Origin of the sequence: Tahibacter harae, assembly GCF_024437735.1 — a bacterium.
Lineage (GTDB): Bacteria > Pseudomonadota > Gammaproteobacteria > Xanthomonadales > Rhodanobacteraceae > Tahibacter > Tahibacter harae.
Map to the genome: position 1 here is coordinate 1 of NZ_JANFQO010000028.1, position 21,466 is coordinate 21,466.

12 protein-coding genes are annotated in these 21,466 nt (G+C 69.8%); 7 read left to right on the forward strand and 5 right to left on the reverse strand.

All coding sequences use genetic code 11. From position 1 onward, the window contains the following. Positions 1-456 precede the first annotated feature (456 nt). Positions 457-2,595 (reverse strand): proprotein convertase P-domain-containing protein, encoded by a 2,139-nt coding sequence (locus NM961_RS21540; protein WP_255916494.1) that lies wholly within the window; start codon positions 2,593-2,595, stop codon positions 457-459. A 740-nt stretch (positions 2,596-3,335) separates the two neighbouring features. On the opposite strand from NM961_RS21540, the gene NM961_RS21545 reads away from it, so the two are divergent. From NM961_RS21545 to NM961_RS21555, 3 genes are all read left to right on the forward strand, one after another. Further along, positions 3,336-6,716 carry an AAA family ATPase gene (locus NM961_RS21545; RefSeq protein ID WP_255916495.1) on the forward strand — a complete coding sequence of 1,127 codons (3,381 nt, stop codon included), beginning with the start codon at positions 3,336-3,338 and terminating at the stop codon, positions 6,714-6,716. Positions 6,717-6,799: 83 nt separating this feature from the next. Continuing rightward, the gene (locus NM961_RS21550) at positions 6,800-7,978 is read left to right on the forward strand and encodes a dipeptidase (RefSeq protein ID WP_255916496.1); all 1,179 of its coding nucleotides are present in this window, start codon (positions 6,800-6,802) and stop codon (positions 7,976-7,978) included. Positions 7,979-8,268: 290 nt separating this feature from the next. Beyond that, on the forward strand, positions 8,269-9,021 hold the full coding sequence (locus NM961_RS21555) for a MerR family transcriptional regulator (RefSeq protein ID WP_255916497.1): 753 nt from the start codon (positions 8,269-8,271) through the stop codon (positions 9,019-9,021). Positions 9,022-9,187: 166 nt separating this feature from the next. Here the strand turns inward: NM961_RS21555 and fusA are convergent, their stop codons facing one another. From fusA to NM961_RS21575, 4 genes are all read right to left on the reverse strand, one after another. Further along, a complete protein-coding gene (gene fusA, locus NM961_RS21560) occupies positions 9,188-11,233 on the reverse strand; it encodes an elongation factor G (protein ID WP_255916498.1) in 2,046 nt (681 codons plus the stop codon). 380 nt (positions 11,234-11,613) lie between these two features. Continuing rightward, entirely contained in the window at positions 11,614-14,553 is a 2,940-nt protein-coding gene (locus tag NM961_RS21565; RefSeq protein ID WP_255916499.1) for a two-component regulator propeller domain-containing protein, read from the reverse strand. 237 nt (positions 14,554-14,790) lie between these two features. Next, positions 14,791-16,023, reverse strand: coding sequence for an amidohydrolase family protein (locus NM961_RS21570; RefSeq protein ID WP_255916500.1), 1,233 nt, complete (start codon positions 16,021-16,023; stop codon positions 14,791-14,793). A gap of 22 nt (positions 16,024-16,045) precedes the next feature. Continuing rightward, entirely contained in the window at positions 16,046-16,951 is a 906-nt protein-coding gene (locus tag NM961_RS21575) for a class I fructose-bisphosphate aldolase (protein ID WP_255916501.1), read from the reverse strand. A 55-nt stretch (positions 16,952-17,006) separates the two neighbouring features. On the opposite strand from NM961_RS21575, the gene NM961_RS21580 reads away from it, so the two are divergent. From NM961_RS21580 to NM961_RS21595, 4 genes are read left to right on the forward strand one after another with little or no spacing between them, the layout of a single operon-like run. After that, entirely contained in the window at positions 17,007-18,203 is a 1,197-nt protein-coding gene (locus tag NM961_RS21580) for an SIS domain-containing protein (protein WP_255916502.1), read from the forward strand. Then, positions 18,200-19,120: a carbohydrate kinase family protein gene (locus tag NM961_RS21585; RefSeq protein ID WP_255916503.1), complete on the forward strand. Its 921-nt coding sequence runs from the start codon at positions 18,200-18,202 to the stop codon at positions 19,118-19,120. The genes NM961_RS21580 and NM961_RS21585 overlap by 4 nt, the downstream gene beginning before the upstream one ends. Before the next feature lie 4 nt (positions 19,121-19,124). Beyond that, the gene (locus NM961_RS21590) at positions 19,125-20,078 is read left to right on the forward strand and encodes a 1-phosphofructokinase family hexose kinase (RefSeq protein WP_255916504.1); all 954 of its coding nucleotides are present in this window, start codon (positions 19,125-19,127) and stop codon (positions 20,076-20,078) included. A 23-nt stretch (positions 20,079-20,101) separates the two neighbouring features. Continuing rightward, a complete protein-coding gene (locus tag NM961_RS21595; protein ID WP_255916505.1) occupies positions 20,102-21,454 on the forward strand; it encodes a Gfo/Idh/MocA family protein in 1,353 nt (450 codons plus the stop codon). The last annotated feature ends 12 nt before the right edge of the window (positions 21,455-21,466 follow it).

The window sequence follows — 21,466 nt, forward strand, 5'->3', positions numbered from 1 at the left end:
GGGCGCTTCGTGAGTTCCGGCATGCGGCTCCAGGCTCTCCCTCGGTTGCTCACCAGGGGCTTTACGGGCGCGCATGCCGGCTCTCGACGCCTAGAGTACGGGGGCGGCGAGACATAAGGGCTTTTCGCGTCGCCGTGCAGTCGCGCAAGCCTGTTTACTGCAGCCGCCCTGACAAACAGCCGCCGCGTCTTGTCATGGTAATGAATCACTGCGCCTGTCCGCCGCATCAAAGGCCGAGGTATCAAAAGCGATACATCAAAGGCGATGCATCAAAGGCAATGCACTATACGCCGCTCACTAAAAACTGCGCATCGAAAGGCGACTCACAAAGCAGCGCATCGAAGACAAGGTACCCAAAAAACCATAAAAAAGCCGGGCGGTCTCCCGCCCGGCTCCCTTGCGCTCTCTTCATCCGCTGCGTCCTGGAACGCAGCTTCCGATCAGTGCTGCATCAGCTCAGAACGTGATGCTCCAGCTGTCGATCTTGCCCACATCCCCAGGACCGTTGTCGTTCACGCGCAGGCGCCAGGTGCCGTTGAGCGGTTCGCTGGACAGGTTCACCGTATACGTCTGCACGATATTGTCGGTGCCGCCGCCGGCGCGGTTGTGCAGCACGTAGACGCTGCCGTCGGGCGCGACCAGATCCACCTTCAGGTCGCCCTGGTAGGTGTGCACGATGTTGACGGCGACCTGCGCGTTGGACGGCGCGTTGCCGCTGCGGCCGGAGACCGTGATCGGGCTTTCCACGGTGGCGTTGTCGCTGATGGCGACATCGGTGGTATTGCTGTAGGTCTGCGTGCCGCCGCCGCCGGTGCTGTAGTTGCCGACGATGCTCAGGCCCGAGAACGCCGCATAGGCGCGCAGCATGACGTGGTAGGTGCCGGCGCTGGGAGCGGCGATGGTGCAGGTTTCGGCGTTGGTCGAGCCTTCCGACTTGCAATCGTAGGTGGTCGTGGTCGGCGCGCTGCCGAAGCGCACGAACATGTCCGCATCGCCGCTGCCGCCGGAGGTGGTGAAGGTCAGGTTGGTCGCACCGGCCGGCACCGCCAGCGTATAGGCCAGCGACGTATTGGTCGCTGCCGACTGTCCGGTCAGCGCCACACCGCGGGTGAGCGCACCGCCGCCGCCGCCGCCTTCGCAGTTGCCCAGGCAGCTGCCGCCTTCGACGCGGTTGCGGATGGTGGTCGCCGGCTGCGAGCCGAAGCCGCGGTTGAAGTTGATGCCGACATTGGTCAGATGGCAGTAGCTCATGATGGTGCCGCCGCCGGAGGGATTGCCCGGCAGCGGGCAGCCGCCTTCGGTGGCGCCGGAGCAGCCGTCGATCGCGGTGTTGTTGCCGTTCCACACGCAGGCGTGGGTATGGCGCGAACCGAGCAGATGGCCGGCCTCGTGGGTCACTACGCTGACTGTCCAGGAATACGTAGGCACCGTGTTGTACGAGGACTGCACGCCGCTGGTGCACATGCTGGCCGAGCGCGAGGCGTTGCAGATGCCGCTGAAGCCCGCGGCCACGCCGCCGCCGAGCGAGCGGAAGGTCAGCAGCTGGGCGATGGTGCCGGTGAAGCTCGACGCACGGTTGCTCTGGAAGCTGGACAGGTTGCTGGTCGAGCTGGAACCGTTGTATGGATCGGCCGACGTCCAGATATAGGCCTGCTGCAGCTTCAGCGTGATGCCGTCGTTGGCGTACAGGGTGGAGGAGTTGTTGAACACGGCAGTGACGTAGTCGGTCGCCGCCTGCAGGCTGCCGCGGTTCTGGAAGATGTCGTACTCGGCTTCCATCCATTCCGTCGCGCACTTCACCGTCTGCAGCTCGTCGCTGGCCTTGCTGCCTGCGCCGGCACTGGCCGCCGCCACCGCCGGTGCTTCAGCGGCTGCGGCTTCCTCGGCCGGATCGTCCCAGAACTTGGCCAGGGAGCCGCGCGGCCCGCCCTTGAGATCCATCGCGCAGCCCGGCGCGCCGCTCTTGTCGAGCAGGGCGGATTCGGCGTAGATGATATGGCGGTTGCTGCGGTTGAGGCCTTCCAGCTTGCCTATGACCCAGTTGCCTTCGGTCGCAGTGGAGAAGGTGCCGATGATTTCGCTGTCGAACACGCTGACCGCGGCGAAGGAGGACGGCTCGCCCTTGACGATGCCGCGGTAGTGCAGGCCGCGGCTGATCTTGCTGGTGTCCTCGCCGCCGCTGGCGGTGATCTTGAAATCCGGCGCGAAGATGTCGTGGGCGAACAGTTCCAGCTCCACCGTGCCGCGCTCGCGCGTGGGCAGGGCCAGCGTGATCGAGCTGGGCTGGGCCTTCTGCAATGCGGCGATGGCACCGGTGTCCAGTTCCAGCAGCGTGCCGCTGCTGACGGCGAGCTGGGTCACCGGATCGGCGCTGGCGGATCGGCTCGTGGCCGGCGTGAACAGGTTGACCTGGGCCAGGCTGTCCGCCTTGCCGCGGTAATTGTCCAATTGTATTGAAATGGTGCTCGCTCTGGCTTGCGGCGGCTCGGCGGCGTTGCCGGCGCCGGCGGTGAGTGCCAGGAACAGGCAGGCGGGCAGGGCGGCGCGCCACAGCGCGGCGCCCCAGCGGCGGTGATGTTGCGTTGATGCGTTCATTCGATCTTTCCCTCCCGGTGTACGAATGGCCGCTGGCGCGGCATGTTCGACCTCCCTGTCACCGGTGCGCGACGCAGGGCGGCAGCGCCCGGCGCGGCTGCAGGAGGCAAAGCCGCGCGCAGCCGCGGCGGCGGCTGGTGTCACGACTGATTGCGCGTCTTGCGTACCCGCAGGCGATCTCGTCGCTGCCGCGGATGGAGTACCCCTGCTCCATCCTGTCGGCGCGGGCTGGCGGCAGATCGCGGCTGTGGCGGCTGCGTCATCGAACGTGCGCAGATCCGCCTTCGAGCTGTCCCGCGATCCCTGTGTGCCGCCGGCTTGCGCCGTCTACCCGTTGCCTGGCACCTCTCCCGGGGCGACGGTGTACACGCTCGCTGCGGCAATGGCAACGCATGGGCATAGGAGAATTGTGCATATGTGCGCTGGTTCACTTGTCCGGCTGCGGGCGGAGGCGGACTCGTTTTTTCCGACGAACGTGTGTTCGTCCTGCGTTGCAGCAGGCGTTGTAGCTGAACACCGCGCAGGCTTATGGCGGCGATCGTCGGCGGATGCGCCAGATCAGCCGCAACGGCCGCGGCGGCGACAGGGTCGGTCTTGCGTCGCAGCATGCGCAGGTCGACCGATAACCAAGGAACCCGGCCGCTTGAGCCCGCCAGCGCCGGGCGCCGCCGCTGCCGGCCACAGCGGGGCGCGCAGGCCTGTGGGAAACTCCCGTTTCGGACCGGATTGCGAGGTGGACGATGGGGCTGGTGTTCGTGCTGGGTGCGGTAGTGGGCTTTCTCGCGGCGTGGTCGCTGCTGCCGCGCGCAGCGGCGCGGCGTCCGCCGCCGCCGGCAGCGACGGAATCGCAGACCGGGACTGCACCGGCATCCAGCGCGGAAACTGCCGCCGTCGCCATGACGGAAACCGCTGCCGTGCCCGCGCCGGGCGCGGATCCCTCCGCTGCCGCCGCCGAAGAGGTTGCGGCGGCCGGACCCGCGCCCGGCGAAGCCCGCCCCGAAGCCACGCCGCGCGAACGCCTCTATGTGCTGCTGCGGCCCTGCGTCGAACGCATGGAAAGTTTCGACCACCCCGACGAGCTGGCCGCCATGGCCGAATTCACTGCTGCGGTGGAACTGCTCGCCGGCAGCGCCTTCAGCACGCGCGAGCGCCTGGAGAGCGTGCCCGCGCGCAACGTGCCGCTGAGCTGCGCCGCGCTGGTCGCGCTGCACCGTGCCGGCGATGTGGTGCCGCTGGACGTGGTGCGCACGGTCGAAGGCCTGGGCTATTTCAGCCTGCACTACGCGCTGGGCTATCTCGCCGCGCATCCGCATCCGGCCAGCCTGGACGGCCTGCTGCCGCGCATGAACGAATGGTGGTTCGACCATCCGCTCACGCGCGCGGCGCTGCAGCGCTATTTCGATGCGCTGCCGGCACAGGCGCCCCTGGGCGAAGGTGTGGCCGGCCTGCATCCGGGCCAGCTGACTGCGCTGCAAGGCTGGCTGGCCGGCAGCGGCCATGCGCGCGGCAGCGAGCTGGCCGCGCAGCTGGCGCAGCAGCTGCGCGCGCGGGAAGACCGCGAAACCCTGGCCCAGGTCGGCCGCCTGATCGAGGCCACCGATGCCGACGGCGAGATCGCCGCGCCCGGCGACGCCGAAGCGATCCAGCGCCTGCTGACCCTGCTCACGCGCGAGCCGCGCAGCAGCGCCGTGCTCACCGGCCCCCAGGGCAGCGGCAAGAGCACGCTGATCCGCCAATGCCTGCGCCAGCTCGCCGCACAGGGCTGGTGCGTGCTGGAAGCCAGTCCGTCGCAGGTGCTGGCCGGGCAGAAATACATCGGCGAACTGGAAGGCCGCGTCACCGCCATGGTGCGCGCGCTGAACCGGCCCAACGCACTGTGGTACGTGCCCGAGGCGCACCAGCTGCTGGAGAAGGGGCGCAGCATCAGCGATTCCAGCGGCATCCTCGACCTGCTGCTGCCGCATCTGGAAAAGCGCGAGATCCGCCTGCTCGGCGAAAGCCCGCTGGATGCGTGGAGCCGCGTGATCGCGCAGCGCCCGCGCGTGCAGAACCTGGTCACCGGGCTGAATGTGGAAGCGCTGGACCGCGCCGAGACGCGCGATCTCGCGCTGGCCTGGGCCGCCGCGGCGGCGCAGGCCTGCGGCGCCGAAGTCGCCGGCGCGGAGCTGGTCAACGAAGCCATGAACCTCGCCGCGCAGCAGTTCCCCGAGCGCGCCGAACCCGGCCGCAGCCTGCGCCTGCTGCAGGAAAGCCTGCGCGCGGCGCAGCAGGCGGATCCGCCGCAACTGCCGCTGACGCGGGCGCAGATCCTCGCCACGCTGGCGCGCCAGTCCGGCCTGCCGCTGGAAATCCTCGACGGCGGTGCGCAGCTGGATCTGGCCCAGGTGCGTGGTTTCTTCACCCGCCGCGTGATCGGCCAGGACGAAGCCGTGGATGCACTGGTCGACCGCATCGCCATGCTCAAGGCCGGCCTCACCGATCCGCACCGGCCGCTGGGCGTGTTCCTGTTCGCCGGCCCCACCGGCACCGGCAAGACCGAACTGGCCAAGGCGCTGGCCGAATACCTGTTCGGCTCGCGCGAGAAGCTGCTGCGCTTCGACATGAGCGAATACCAGTCCGAAGATGCCTACTGGCGCCTGATCGACGAGGGCAGCGGCGAGCGCGCCACCTCGCTGACCGGCCGCATCCGCCAGACTCCGTTCGCGGTGGTGCTGCTGGATGAGTTCGAGAAATCCCATCCGCGCGTGTGGGACCTGTTCCTGCAATTGTTCGACGACGGCCGCCTCACCGACCGCCAGGGCAATACCGCGGATTTCCGCCACAGCCTCATCATCCTGACCAGCAATGTCGGCTCCACCGTGACCCGGCGCAGCGGGCCGGGCTTCGTCGCCGCGGCGGATGCCTCGGCGCGCGGCGAGGCCGAGCGCGCGCTGTTCGCCACCTTCCGCCGCGAATTCCTCAACCGGCTGGACCGTATCGTCATCTTCCAGCCGCTGTCGCGCACAGTGATGCGCGACATCCTGCACAAGGAACTGGAGCTGGTGCTGGCCCGGCGCGGTTTCCGCGCGCGCGACTGGGCGGTGGAATGGGAACCGTCGGCGGTAGATTTCCTGCTCGAACGCGGCTTCACGCCCGATCTGGGCGCGCGCCCGCTGCGCCGCGCGATCGACCAGCACCTGCTGGCGCCGCTGTCGCGCACCATTGTGGAAAACCGCGTGCCCAGCGGCGGCCAGTTCCTGTTCGTGACCGGCGCCGGCGATGCGCTGCAGGTGCGCTTCGTCGATCCGGACGCGGCGCCGGAAGCGCGTCCCGCGGCCGTCAGCACGGCCGGCGCCGATCTGCGCGCACTGGCGCTGGATCCGTCCGCCGACGCCGCGGCGCGCGCCGCACTGCAGGCCGCGCTGGCCGCCTGCGAGCAGCGTCTGCAACAACCGGACTGGCTGGAACTGAAAGAACAGGCGGCGCAGGCCATGCAGGCGCGCGACTTCTGGGACAGCGCCGCGCGCCAGTCCGTACTGGACCGGCTCGAACGCATGGACCGCATCGAAAACGCCGTGCGCGGCGCGCACTCGCTGACCCAGCGCGTGACCGGCGGCGGCCGCGGCGTGCTCGACGTGGTGCGCCGCCTGGCCGTGCGCCTGCACCTGATCGAACTGGCGACCACGGCCTTGCTGGCCGATGAAGCCGAAGACGCCCAGCTGGAATTGCTGCCGGCCGACCGCGCCGCCGCCGACACCGTGGCGTGGTGGGAAAAGCTCGCGCACATGTACCTGGACTGGGCCGAGCAGCGCGGCATGCGCGTGCGCGTGCTGGAACGCGACCCGCGCCAGGCGCGCCTGCGTCTGCAGGTCAGCGGCTTCGGCGCCTGGCAGTCGCTGCGCGACGAACGCGGCCTGCATGTGCTGGAGCGCGGCGAGGGCAATCCCGCCGAGCGTTTGCGCCTGCGCGTGCGTGTCGCCGCGGACGGCGGTCCCGGTTTCGATGCGGAACCCGAGGCCGAATCCCGCCTCTGCCGCCGCTATCAGGAACAGCCCACGCCGCTGGTGCGCGACGCCGTGCGCGGCTGGCGCAGCGGAAGGCTGGACAAGGTGCTGGGCGGGGATTTCGATTTGATGCAATGAGGCGGCGGCGCGCTGGCCTGCGCGGCGGCGGCCCGCCGCTGCGCTATGCTCCGGCGCTGCACACCGATCGAGGAAACGAGCGGATGAACAGGTTCGTCATTGCTGCAACGGCTTCCCTGCTGCTGGCTGGCTGCGCTTCGGCGCCGAAACAGGCGGACGACCTGCACCGCCGCCTGCTGACGCTGGACACGCACTTGGACACGCCCATGCACTTCGGCCGCGCCGGTTGGAGTTTCGGCGACCGGCACGACTATGCGACGGATCTGATCCAGGTCGATCTCGCGCGCATGGATGCGGGCGATCTGGATGGCGGCTTCTTCGTGATCTACACCGCGCCGGGGCCGCTGGATGCCGCCGGCTATGCCAAGGCGCTGGCCTTCGCGCGGGAGCGCGCGGACCTGATCCATGCGACCGTGGCGAAATTTCCCGGACGCATCGCGCTGGCCACGCGCGCCGACGATGCGGCGCGGCTGGATGCCGCGGGCAGGCGCTTTGCCTACCTCAGCATGGAAAACAGTTATCCGCTGGGCGAGGACCTGGGCCTGCTGCGCGAGTTCTACCAGCGCGGCGTGCGCATGGCCGGCCCGGTACATACCAAGAGCAACCAGTTCGCCGATTCCTCCACCGACAAGCCGCAGTGGCACGGCCTCAGCCCGCTGGGCCGCGAATGGGTGGCGCAGATGAACCGGCTGGGCATGGTCATCGACGCCAGCCACGCCTCGGACGAAGCCTTCGACCAGATGCTGGCGCTGTCGCGCACGCCGCTGATCCTGTCGCATTCCGGTTCGCGCACGATCTGGGACCATCCGCGCAATCTCGACGACGCGCGCCTGCGCAAGCTGGCCGCTGCCGGCGGCGTGGTCAGCGTGACTACGGTCTATCTGACAACGATGAACCTGAGCCCCGAGCGCGAGGCCCTGTTCGACAAGCTGGAACATATCGGTGCGGCCACGCCGGCCGAGCAGGCGAAGCTGACCGCCGACACGCGCGCGCTGGACAAGACCCGGCCGCTGTGGGACCAGGATTTTGAAGGCTTCATGAAAAGCCTGCTGCACCTGATCGAAGTCGTCGGCGTGGACCACGTCGCCTTCGGCGGCGACTGGGACGGCGGCGGCGGACTGCGCGATATGGAAGACATCGGCGCCCTGCCCAAGGTCACCGCGCGCCTGCGCGCGGCCGGCTATTCCGAGGCCGATCTGGAGAAGCTGTGGAGCGGCAACGTGCTGCGGCTGCTGCGCGCGGCGGAAGCAGCGCGGCAGTGAGCACATCGTTCGCAGTGCCGGCGGCATCAGGCTCCTGTCTGGGGCGCCTGCGCCAGCCGTTCGCTGATCGCACGCCATCGCGCTGCGTGCGGGCGGCAGTATCGGCATGGCCGGCGGTGGGTTCATCCCCATGCCTGCGTCAGCCATGGCGATGAACTCGCCTCGCCAACCCGCCTGCACTCGCGACCACAACCGCAAAATCCTGAACTCGAATCTCGAATCCTGGCTGCGGATTTCAGCGCATCCATCCGCTTGACCTTGTCCCAAGGGCAGCCCCGAGACTGGCGCCGATGACGAAGTCCACCCCATCCTATCTGCGCATCGGCGAACTGGCCGCGCGCAGCGGCGTCAGTGCCAAGGCGCTGCGGCTGTACGAGCAGCGCGGCCTGCTGCAGCCCGCCGCGCATTCGGCCGCGGGCTATCGGCTCTACGGCAGTGCGGCGCTGGCGCGGCTGGGGCAGATCCTGCTGCTGCGCCGGGCGGGTTTCAGCCTGGCGCAGATAGGCCGGCTGCTGGCGCGCGATCCGGGCGTGGCGGCGCATCTGCTGCGCGAGCGCATCGCCGTGCTGGAACGCGAATGCAGCGAGCGCCAGCAGACCCTGCTCGCGTTGCGCCGGCTGCAGCACGGCGTGGTTTCGTCATCGACCCTGGACCTCGACGAACTGGTGGAGACCATCGCAATGACGACGCAATTGAATGTGGAATGGACGGCGCAGCAGCGGGCGGATTTCGCCCGCCGCGCCGAGCAGCTGGGCGCGGCCGGCCTGGCCGAGGCGCAGCAGCTGTGGCCGGAACTGATCGCCCAGGTGCGCGCGGCGCTGGAGGCCGGCGTGCCGGCGGAAGCACCCGCGGCGCAGGCGCTGGCCCAGCGCTGGTATGCGCTGGTGCAGGCCTTCACCGGCGGCGACGCGGAAGTGACGCGCAAGCTGGGCCGGGCGTATCAGGCGCAGCCGCAGGCCATGGCGGCGCAGGGACTCGATCCGGCGCTGTTTGCCTATGTGGGCGCGGCGCTGCGGGCGGCGGGATTGTCGCTGCCGGCTTGAAGTGCGCGGTGCAGGAAGACGGGAAGCTGCGGATCGGCGTCCCGGCCAAGGCTCGCACCTTGTCTGCCGGTTGCGCATTCCGATGTGCAGATTGCAGCGGATTCCGGCGAACGACAAAACCGGCGAACAGGAAAAAGGAGCCGGCAGTTGCCGGCTCCTTTCCGTTTTACGCCGCGGTCTTCAGCGGACGCGCCGGCTCGTAGCCGTCGAACAGCATCACCGCCGAAGCGCGGCCCTGGGTCAGCGAACGCAGCGTCGTGGTATAGCCCGACAGCTGCGCCAGCGGCGCGCGGGCGGTTACGTCGCTGCGGCTGCCGTGGTCCAGGATCGCCGACACCCGGCCGCTGCGCCGCTGCAGGTCGCCGATCACGTCGCCGACATGGGCGGCGGGCGTGTCGATCACCAGCTCCATCACCGGCTCCAGCAGCACGGTACCGGCCTGGGCCAGCGCCGTGCGCAGCGCTTCCATCGCTGCGCGCTGGAAGGCCTGTTCGGACGAGTCCACCGCGTGGGTCTCGCCATCGACCAGCACCACGCGCAGGCCGACCACGGGATGGCCCAGCGGACCTTCGTTCAACCCCGTGCGCAAGCCCTTTTCGGTCGCAAGCACGAAGTTGCGCGGGATCACGCCGCCGCGGCTGCGGTCGACGAACTCGAAGCCGCCTTCGGCCAGCGGCTCCACGTCGATCACCACGCGCGCGGCCTGGCCTATGCCGCCGTTCTGCTTGGCCAGCCGTCCTTCCACACCGTGTACCGCGCGTGCCGGTGTTTCCTGGTAGGCCACGTGCGGCGCGCCGGTGCGCACGCCGACTTTCCACTCTTCGCGCAGGCGCTGCACCATCACTTCCAGATGCAGCTCGCCCATGCCCCAGACCAGGGTTTCGCCGGTTTCCGCATCGGTGCCGACGCGGAAGGACGGATCTTCCTGGGCCAGGCTGGCCAGGCCCTGGCCGAGCCGGATCAGCCCGGACGACTGCTCCGCCGCCAGCCGCCAGGACAGCACGGCGGGCTGGGCCTGGATCGACGGCAGTTCCAGGCGGTCGGTTTCCGCGCTCAGCGTTTCACCGCTGGCCGCGTCCTTCCAGCCCGCCAACGCGACGATCTCGCCGGCAACCGCCTGCGCCACGTCGCTGCCGCGGTCGGCCTGCACCACCAGCAGCCGTCCCACGCGCACGCGGCGGCCGCGGCGCGAAGCCCACACCATGTCGCCCACCTTCAAGGTGCCCGAATACAGGCGCACGAAGGCCAGCGGACCGTGTTCCTGGTGCACGATCTTGAACACCAGGCCGGCCAGCGGTCCGGCCGCGTCGGGCGGGAGTTCCACCGCGCCGGCGCCGCTCTGCGCCTGCGCCGCGGGACGGTCCAGCGGCGAAGGCAGGTAGTCGACGATGGCATCGAGCAGGCTTTCCATGCCCTTGGTGCGGAACGCCGAACCCGCCAGCACCGGCACGCCGGCGCCCTTGAGCGTGGCGCGGCGCAGCGCGGCCTTGAGCAAGGCATCATCCACCGTGCCGGCGAGGAAGGCTTCGGCCAGGGCGTCGTCGTGATCGGCCACGGCTTCGGCCAGGCGCTCGCGCGCTGGTGAATATTCCGCGGTTTCTTCAGCCGACCACGGCCGCCGTTCAAAGCCGCCGTCCTCGTCCCACAGCACCACGCTGCGGCCGACCAGATCGACCCAGCCGCGCAGCGCGCTTTCCGTGCCCAGCGCAATGCCCAGCGGCCAGGGGTTGGCGTCGAGCTTGTCGCGCATCTGCTGCAGCACGCCGGCGAAATCGGCGCCGGTGCGGTCCATCTTGTTGACGAAGGCAATCAGCGGCACGCCGTGGCGGCGCGCCTGGCGCCACACGGTTTCCGACTGCGGCTGCACGCCGGCGACGGCGCAGAACACGGCCACGGCGCCATCGAGCACGCGCAGCGAGCGTTCCACTTCGATGGCGAAATCGATGTGGCCCGGCGTGTCGATCAGGGTCAGGCGGTGTTCGCCCGGGCCGGCGACGCTCCAGTACGTCTGCACCGCCGCGGCGGTGATGGTGATGCCGCGCTGGCGCTCGATCGGATTGAAGTCGGTGGTGGCCGCGCCGTCATGGACTTCGCCCATGCGATGAATGGCGCCGGTCTTCCACAGCAGGCGTTCGGTGAGGGTGGTCTTGCCGGCGTCGATATGGGCAATGATGCCGAGGTTGCGCCAGCGGGAAGCAGTGGGAACGTTCATGAGGGGCTCGCTTTGCGTTGCCAACGGATACGCCCGCGCGTCCCCGGTTGGCTGCAGGGCGCGCGGTCAGGTCTCTGTCTCGGTGGCGGTATTCACGACACGTTCTCCTCGGTGTTGTGTGTGACGGCGGAAAAAAGGCCAAAAAAAAGCACCCGGACGGGTGCTTGTTCTGCGCTGCTGCGGCGGGCGTCGGTTCGACGCTAGATGCCGCTCGCTCCAGGCAGACGCACCCGCGCTGCGCGCTGGCGCAGCAGGTGATTCACTATCAGCAGGGGCGTCGGGATCTTCATGGGGGCGCGATTCTGGCGTTGCGGCCGGTGTCGGTCAACTGGCCGACGAAGTGGCGGCGGCGATTGCGTTTGCAAGGGGCGGCGCTGCAATCAGCCGCGCACCTGGTTGCGGCCGGCATGCTTGGCCTCGTACAGGTGTACGTCGGCCTGCGACACCAGGCGCTCGTGGTGCACGCTGCCGCTGCGTTCGGCCAGGCCTATGCTCACGGTGATGTGCAGATCGCTGGCGAAGGCCGAGCAGTCGCCGGCTTCGACCGCGGCGCGCAGGCGCTCGGCCACATGGCGCGCCTGTTCGAGGTTGGTGGCGGGGAAGAGCAGGGCGAATTCCTCGCCGCCGTAGCGCGCGATCAGGTCCTGCGGGCGCAGCTGGCTGCGCATCAGGTCGGCGACGCGGCGCAGCGCCGCATCGCCGGTGGCATGCGAGTAGCGGTCGTTGATGCGCTTGAAGTGGTCGATGTCGACCAGGGCCAGGGTCAGCGGCTCGCCTTCGCGCACGGCGCGGGCGAAGGCCAGGGCGAGCTGTTCGTCGAACCAGCGGCGGTTGGCCAGGCCGGTCAGCGCATCCTCGCGCGCCTGGCGCTCGAAGGCGTCGGCGTGTTCCTGCAGGCGCACCAGCAGGGCGCTCTTTTCCGCATCGGCGGCGGTCAGGCGTTCGGTCTGGGCGCGCAGATCCTGGGTGCGCTGGTCGATCAGTTCGCGCAGGCGCCGTTCGTTGGCGCGCAGCTGGCGCGTGCGCGCGAGGTAGGCGAAATAGAGCAGCAGCAGGACCAGCAGGAAAACGCCGGCCCAGAAGCCGCTGCGCTGCCACAGCTGCGGCGCCACGCGCAGCACCAGGCTGGCCTCGTCCGTGTTCCAGTCGCCGCCGGCATTGGCGGCGGAAACGCGGAAGCGGTATTCGCCCGGTGCGAGATTGGTGAACTGGGCGAAGCGGCGGTTGCCGCGCTCGACCCAATCGGGGTCGAAGCCGTCCAGGCGGTAGCGGTAGCGGATTTTCTGCGGCATGAGGTAGCTCAGGCCGGCGAAATGCAATTCGACCTTGCGCGTGCCGGGCGCCAGGTCCAGCGCGTCGCGGGCGGGCAGGGCGCGGTCGTCCACGCGCACTTCCTCGATCACCAGCGGCGGCGCGGAACGGGCGAAGCGGCCCAGCCGCGCCGGGTCCACGCTGGACAGGCCCATGGCCGTGGCCACCCAGACCTGGCCGTCGGCGCCGCGCCAGGCGGCAGGGCCGGAGCCGCCGTTGCACTGGGCGCTGGCCATGCCGTCTGCTTCGCCAAACATTTCCACAGTTACCGTATTCAATTTTCCATCGGCGGCGGCCTCGGCCTCGGCGCGGGACAGACGCAGCACGCCGCGGTTGGAGCTGAGCCAGAACTGCTGCGCATTGTCCTCGACCACCTGGAACACCGTGTCCACGCTCAGCCCCTGGCGCCGCGAGATCACGGCGGCCTTGCCCTGGCGGTGGCGCACCAGGCCGCGGTCGGTAGCCATCCAGATCGTGCCGTCGGCGTCCTCGTGGAAGCCGAACACGTCCTCGATCTGTTCCGGCCCGGGCAGCGCCAGCGGCGTGATCGCATCGCCTTCGGCCACGGCCGCACCGTTGGCCGTGCCTATCCAGACGCGGCCGTCGGCGGCCGCATGCAGGGTGATGATGAATTCGCGCGGCAGGCCGTCGGCCGGGCTGAAGCTGCGCCATTGTCCATTGCGCCGCCGCGACAGGCCGCGCGCCGTGCCCACCCACACCGTGCCGTCGCGCGCGGTGGCGACGGCGCGCACCTGGTTGCCGGCGAGGCCGTCGCCGGTGGTCCATGTGGCGAGCTTGCCGTCCTTCCAGTGCAGCAGGCCGTTGGCATAGGTGCCTACCCACAGGCCGCCGGCCTTGTCGTCGGCCAGGCTCAGCACCGAATCGCCCAGCGCCGGATGCTGCGCGGCCAGCGGCTCGAAGTGGGTGCCATGCCAGCGCGCGAGGCCGCGGCTGGTGCCGGCCCAGAGCGTACCGTCGGCGGTCTGCAGCACGCTGCGCACGTAGTCGTCGGGCAGGCCGTGTTCGTTGGTATAGGTGACGAAGGGCGCGTCGCGCAGGCGCAGCAGGCCGCCGTTGGTGCCCACCCACACGCTGCCTTCGCGGTCCTCGAACAGGGCGGCGACGCGGTCGTTGGGCAGGCCGACCTCGCTGCCCAGGACTTCCACATGGCCATCGCGCAGGCGCAGCACGCCGTGGTTGACCGTGCCCAGCCACAGATTGCCGGCGCGGTCGAACAGCAGGCGCTGGATCGCATCCACCGGCAGTTCCGCCGAGGCCACGCTGAAGCGGCCGTCCACGCCGCGGTACAGGCCGCGCTCGGTGCCGACATAGGCGCTGCCGTCGGGGTCGAAGGCGATATCGAACACTGGCCCCGGCGGCAGGCCGTTCTCGCTGCCGTAGCGGTCCACGCCGTCCTCGCGCACGCGCACCAGGCCTTCGGTGGTGCCGGCCCAGACACTGCCGTCGGCATGCGCGGTGACCAGGTACATGGAACGGCTGGGCAGCCCTTCCTCCAGGCCGTAGTGGCGGATGTTGCTGCCGTCGACGCGGTCCAGGCCGGCGCTTTCGGTGGCCACCCAGAGGCGGCCGCGGCGGTCTTCGGCCACGTCCATGATCTCGTCCTGGGCCAGGCCGTTGCGCATGTCCAGGCGCGACCACTCGCCGTCGCGCAGCAAGGTCACGCCGCCGCGCGAGGTGCCCAGCACCAGGGCGCCGTTGCGCGTGACCAGCAGGGAGCGGATGCCGTTGTCGGCCAGGGCCGGCACGTTGGCGCGGTCGAAGGAGCGGAATTCGATGCCGTTGTAGCGCGCCACGCCTTCCCAGGTGGCGAACCAGAGATAGCCGTCCGGCGTCTGCGCCACGCCCTGCACGAGGTTGTGCGGCAGGCCCTGGCGCGTGGTCCAGGTTTCGCGGAAGTACTCATTCAGCGGGCGCTGTTCGCTGGCCGGCGCGGCCAAACTCAGCACCGCCAGCGGCAGTGTCGCAAGAAACCGCATCAATCGCGTCATTGCGCACCGCACCTGCCCGCTCCCTGTCCGTGCGCGGGCAGCATACCCGATGCGGCCGGGTCGCAAGCGGCGGCGCGCGCGCGGACGGCGGCGTGCTGGTGCAGGAGAATCGCGCGACGGCGAAAAAATAGGCCGCCGGGCCCTGGGGCGGAGCCCGGCGGTGCCGCCCCCGTTGCAGCGAGGGCGGGAAACGGTGCGCCGGCGGCAGCGCGCCGGGCAGAAATCGGCCGCGGCGTTTCAGGTTGGCAGCGGCGCCAGCCCCAGCACGCGCGCGGCGTTGTCGTGGTAGACCTTGCGCAGGACGGCGTCGGGCAGGCCCAGGCCGTAGATGCGCCAGCGGCCCTGCGGCGGCACGGGTGCCGGCGCGTAGTCGAAGTATTCGTCCTCGGTTTCCAGGAAGCGGTAATAGATCTCGTACAGGGCGCGGCAGAACACCTGCTGCGGCGTTTCCTCGCCCGCCGGCGGCGGGATCGCATCCGTGCCGAAGCAGATGCGGTCCTGGTGGCGGTCGAAGAAACGCCGCGCGGCGCGCGGCTGGCGGCCCAGCTCGCCGATGCGCGCGGCGATGTCCACGCACGTATTCGGAAAGCGCTGCAGCGTGGCCGCGACGGCATCGAGTTTTTCCGCATTGCTCACGTGCAGCAGCACGAAGCGCGTCTTCGGGTGGCGCGCGATGACGCGGTCGCGTGCGGCCAGCAGTTCCGCGTTGGACGGAAAATCGCGGCCATGGAAGGACCAGTCCGGGTGCGCGCCGAGTTCGTCGTAGCGCTCGTTTTCGCCGTCCACCGGCTCGAAGAAGGCTTCCGGATCCGAGGTGTGGATGAACACCGGCAGGTCGTGCGCGGCGCAGGCTTCCCACATGGGATCGAAACGCGGGTCGTCGACCCGCACCAGGGCGCCGGCGTCTATGCCTTCGCGCAGGTACAGGCCCAGGGTCTTGAGGATCTTCAGCCCCACCGCGCCGGCGGCCTTGGCCTGGCCTATCGCATCGGCCTGGTAGCGCGGATAGTCCGCGCGCAGCCATTCGCCGTAGCTCGGCTCGGCCAGGCTGAGGAAGCGCCCGGGCGCGGCCCGGTCGAAGCGCTGCAGCGTATCGGCCAGACCGTGCCCGCTGCCGCCGGTGAGGTTGACCATCAGGCGCACCTGCATCGCATCCATCACCGGCAGCAGGTCCTGCGGCGCGGCGAAGAACCGGCGCGACTCGCCGGTGGCCACGCCGCTGCGCACCTGGGCCGACCAGGACAGGTGCGTATGAAGGTCGATCACCGGATAGCGCGGTCCGCGGATTTCGGTGCGCGCCGTATGCAGCATGCTGCGCGGGCGGAACTGCGCCAGCGGCAGGCTTGCCGCTGTGGCCGCCGCAGCCCGTGCCGGTGCAGCGCCTGCGTCCGGTGTCGCCGCCGCATGCACAACCGCCGCGCCGGCATGCTCTGCGCAGGTGCTGCGCAGCAGGTAGTCGCAAGTACACATGGCGATGATTCCGGCCGCCGCCTCAGCGCGGGTATTTCGCCAGGATCTCATGCGCGGCGCGGCTGAGCGCGACGGCGCGGTCGAACTCGCGCAGCCACATATTGCGGCCGAACATGACGCCGGTCGCGCCGCTCTGCATGTAGAACGCAATCTTGCCGAGCACGGCGTCGTCGTCGTCGTTCTTGGTGCCGCCGGAGAACAGCACGCGGGTCAGCCCGGCCGAGCGCACCACGCGGCCGGTGCGCGCCGCGGCGTCCTCGCCCAGGCCGGCATACGGCGCGGGCGAGCCGCCTGCATCGGCTTCGGGCTCGTGCAGCTTGACGATGTCGGCGCCCAGTTCCAGCGCGACGCGGGCGGCGTAGTCCTGGGCGTAGAGCGAATTCTTGCCGCCCTTGGCGTCCACCGCGCGGCCGCGCGGATACGACCACAGCACCAGCGGCATGCCGTAGCGCTCGCAGTCCTGGCGCACCTGGCGGAAGTTGCGCAGTTCCTCGTCCTGGCGCGGCGAGCCGACATAGATGGTATAGCCCACCGCATCGGCGCCCAGGCGCACGGCGTCCTCGACCGAGGCCAGCGCGGGCGAGGTGGCTTCGGCATCGTCGGGGATATTGGTCTTGCCGTTGAGCTTGAGGATCAGCGGCAGCCGGCCGGCGTAGGGCGCGAAGTATTTCTCGGCCAGGCCTATGCCCAGGGCGATGGCGGAGTAGCGGCCGGCCAGGGCGAGTTCAAACTGGTATTGCGGATCCAGCGCCGGCGGATGCGGGAAGAAATCGGTGGGGCCGTGTTCCAGGCCCTGGTCCAGCGGCAGCACCATCAGGCTGCCGTTGCCCGGGCCGTGACCGTAGAGCAGGCGCCAGAGACGGGCGCGCTTGCCGGGATGGGCGGGGAGATTGGCCGGGTCTGGACTGTGTTGATTCTTTCGATTCATTTCTATAACGTCCATTTTCGGTTTCGAATTGCTTCAATTTCTGGCACGGCGACACATGGCTGTCAATCCCTCGCTTCATTCCGGCGGCGCCCTGGCCGATCTGCTCGCCGCCGCGCCGGCGCAGCAGACGGCGCGCGGCTACGCCGACACCTTGCGTGAAATCCTGCAGCAGCCGGAAACCTGGACGGCGACGGCGCAGCAATTGAGCGCACTGCTGACCGAACCGGCCTGGCGCGAGGCCCTGGATGCCGCCGCCTGCCTGGTGCTGACCGGCTCGGGCAGTTCCCACTACGTCGGCGAAGTGCTGGCCAACGGCCTGCAGGCGCGCCTGGGCAAGCCCGTGCTGGCCGTGCCGGCCGGCACCTTGCTGACCCACTGGCGCGGCGCGCTGCCGGCCGGCGCCCTGCTGGTTTCGTTCGCCCGCTCCGGCGACAGCCCGGAAAGCCTGGCCGTGGCCGAAGCCGTCTTCCAGGGCCGGCCCGAATGCCGCCACCTCGCCATCACCTGCAATGCCCAGGGCGGCCTGGCCCGGCGCTACCGCGAGCGCGACGGCGCCCTGGCCGCGGTGCTGGATGCGCGCACCAACGACCGCAGCCTGGTCATGACCAGCAGCTTCACCAACCTGGTGCTGGCTGGCCGTTCGCTGGCCTTCGCCGATGACACCGCGGCTTACCGCACCGTGGCGCAGCAGGCCGCGCAACTGTGCCGCCGGCTGTTCGCGCAGTACGCCGATGCCATCGCCGCGTTCGCCGCCGCGGATTTCGACGATGTCTGCTACCTCGGCAGCGGCGCGCACTACGGCGCGGCGCGCGAATCCGCGCTGAAAATGCTGGAAATGACCGGCGGCGAAGTGCGCACCCTGGCGGAAACCTTCCTCGGCCTGCGCCACGGTCCCATGTCGGCGCTGCGGCGCGGCACCGCCCTGGTCGCCTTCGTCTCCGGCGACGCCGCGGTGCGCGACTACGAACTGCATCTGCTGCGCGAACTTCGCCACAAGGGGCTGGCCGTGCGCCGCCTGTTGCTGGGGGAAAACCTGCCGCCGGACAGCGTGGGTGCGGACGATCTCTGCATCGATCTGCCCGGCCTTTGCGCCCTGGGGGACGATGCCGCCGCGCTGCTCGGCGCCGTGGCCGGCCAGTTGCTCGCCTTCTTCCGCTGCCTGCAGACGGGACACCGCCCCGACGCGCCCTCGCAGGGCGTGCTCACGCGCGTAGTGCCCAGCATAGGCGCGGGCGGCCGGAGCCCGGCGTGAGCACGGTACTGGTCGTCGGCGAGATCAATGTCGACCTGATCTGCTCCGGCTACAGCCAGTTTCCGCAGCCGGGCCGCGAAGTGCTGGCCGACGACGTGCTGCTGACCCTGGGCAGTTCCTCGGCCATCTGCGCCATGGGCCTGGCGCGGCTGGGCAATGCGGTGCGTTTCGTCGGCCTGGTCGGCGACGATGCCTGGGGCGAGTTCTGCCTGCGCACGATGGCCGATGCCGGCATCGACGTGTCGCGCGTGCGGCGCAGCGCAGCGTTGAAAACCGGGCTCACTGTTTCAATCACTTCGCAGCAGGACCGCGCGCTGCTGACCTATCCCGGCGCGGCCGCGGCCCTGGGCGAAGACGCGGTGGACGAGGCGGCATTCGCCGGCTGCGACCATCTGCACGTCGCCTCGTATTTCCTGCAGCCGGCGCTGCGCCCGGGCCTGCCGCGGCTGTTCGCGCGGGCGCGCGCGGCGGGACTGAGCGTGTCGCTGGATCCCGGCTTCGATCCGCAGGAACGCTGGGACGCCGACCTGCGCGCCCTGCTGCGCGGCGCCGACCTGTTCTTTCCCAACGAAATGGAACTGGCCGCGATAACCGGCGAAGCCACCGTCGCCGCCGGCCTGCGCGCGCTGGACGACGGCCGGCTGCGCACGGTGGCGACCCTGGGCGCCCAGGGCAGCGCGACGCTGCACCACGGCGAACTGCTGCAACTGCCGGCCTATGCCGTCGATGCAATCGACAGCACCGGCTGCGGCGACTCCTTCGACGCCGGCTTCCTGCACGCCTGGCTGCGCCGCCTGCCGCTGCGCGACTGCCTGCGCTGGGGCGCGGCCTGCGGCGCGCTGTGCACGCGCGGCCGCGGCGGCACCGCCAGCCAGGCCAGCGTGGCCGAAGCCGAAGCGCTGCTGGCACAGGACTGAGCGAATGATTGTCGTCGGCGGCTTCAACTCGGCCCTGGACAAGCGCATCGACATAGACACCCTGGCCGCCGGCCAGGTGCACCGTGCCCGCGCCGTGGCCGCCGCACCCGGCGGCAAGGGCCTGCATGTGGCGCAGGCACTGGGTGTGCTGGGCAGCGAAGTGCATCTGGTCGGGCTGATCGACGCCGCGCAGCGCGACGCATTTGAAACCGTGCTGCGCGCGCACGGCGTGGTCTTCCACGGGATCGAAGTCGCGGCGATACGCAGCTGCCTCGCGCTGCGCGAACCCGACGGCCGCGTGACCGAGGTGCTGGAGTCCGGCCCCGTGCTGCCGCCTGCAATCGTTGATGCCTTGGGCGAAACCTTTCTCGCTCTGGCCGCCGACGCGGAATTCGCCGTGCTCAGCGGCAGCCTGCCGCCGGGCTGCGCGCCCGATCTCTACGCCGGGCTGGTGCGCGCGACGCAGCAGCGCGGCGTGCGCTGCGCCGTCGATGCCAGCGGCGAGGTGCTGCGCGCCGCCGCCGCGGCACAACCTTTTCTGATCAAGCCCAATCGCGACGAAGCCGCCGCGCTGCATGGCCGCGCCATCGCCGGTATCGACGCCGCCGCCGACCTGTTGCGCGCGCTGCGCCGCGACGGCGTGGCGCTGCCGGTGGTATCGCTCGGCGCACAGGGCGCGCTGGCCGCGGACGACAGCCAGATCGTGCATGCGCAGCCGCCCTCGCTGGCGGCGCGCAATCCGGTCGGTTCCGGCGATTGCCTGCTCGCCGGCCTGGTCCATGCACTGGCGCGCGGCGCTGCGCCTGGCGAGGCGCTGCGGCTGGGCGTGGCCTGCGGCGCGGCCAATGCCGTGTCCGACGACAGCGGCCATATCAGCGCCGCCGCCGTCGCCGATCTGCTGCCGCGCGTGCAATTGCATGCGCTGTCCTCTTCCATCCCCTGCAACGCGCGCCAGTAGCGCTGGCGCCGGAGAGCCCCGCCATGAACCGACGCGATTTCCTCCTGTCCTCCGCCGCTGGCCTGGTTGCGGCCACGCCGCTGGGCGCGCTGGCGCGGCCGCGCAAGTCCGGCGACAAGCTCAAGGTCGGTGTGCTGGGCGTAGGCATGCGCGGCCAGGTGCATCTGCACGAACTGCTGCGCCGCGACGATGTGGTGGTCGCGGCGATCTGCGACATCGACCCGTTCATGATCGACAAGGCACTCGCGCGCATCGCCAAGGCCGGCAAACCCAAGCCCAAGGTCTACAGCGGCAGCGCCGCCGCCTGGCGCGAGATGTACGCCAAGGCGGGCCTGGACGCGGTATTCATCGTCACACCCTGGGAAGGGCATGCGGAACAGGCGACAGCGGCACTGCGCGCCCGGATTGCCGTTGGCTGCGAAGTGGTCGCCGGCACCACGCTGGAAGAGCACTGGCAGGTGCTGCGCGCCCAGCGCGAAAGCGGCACGCCCTACATGCTGCTGGAAAACGTCTGCTACCGCCGCGACGTGCTGGCGGTGCTGAACATGGCGCGCCAGGGCCTGTTCGGCGAGATCGTGCACCTGGAAGGCGGCTACCAGCACGATCTGCGCGAGGTGAAATTCAATTCCGGCGTGCCGGGCAAGGCCTACGGCGGCGGCTACGAGTTCGGCGAGAAAGGCTGGTCGGAAGCGCGCTGGCGCACGAACCATTCGGTGCAGCGCAACGGCGACCTGTATCCCAGCCACGGCATAGGCCCCTGCGCCATGCAGGCCAATATCAACCGCGGCAACCGCTTCCTGCACCTGACCAGCTACGCGAGCAAGCCGCGCGGCCTGCACGACTATCTGCAGCGCAATGCGCCGGAACATCCCAACAGCAAGGTCGCGTTCAAGCTCGGCGACGTGGTGCAGACGCATATCGCCTGCGCCAACGGCGAAACCATCCTGCTCAGCCACGACACCTCGCTGCCGCGGCCGTATTCGCTGGGCTTCCGCGTACAGGGCACGCGCGGGCTGTGGATGGATCTCAACGACGGCATCTATATCGAAGGCCAGTCCAGGAAACCGCACGAATGGGACGCCGCCGCGCCCTGGCTGGAAAAATACGATCACCCGCTATGGCGGCGCTTCGCCGCCGACGCGCGCGACTCCGGCCATGGCGGCATGGATTTCTTCGTCATCAACGCCTTTATCGAAGCGCTGCGCCGCGCCGAGCCCATGCCCATCGACATCTACGACGCGGTCACCTGGAGCGCGATCACGCCGCTGTCGGAACAGTCCGTCGCCAACGGCAATCGCACCGTGGATTTCCCGGATTTCACTGACGGCGAATGGGAGAAGCGCAAGCCGATCTTTGCGTTGGACGATCGCTACTGAGAGGCGGTTGAA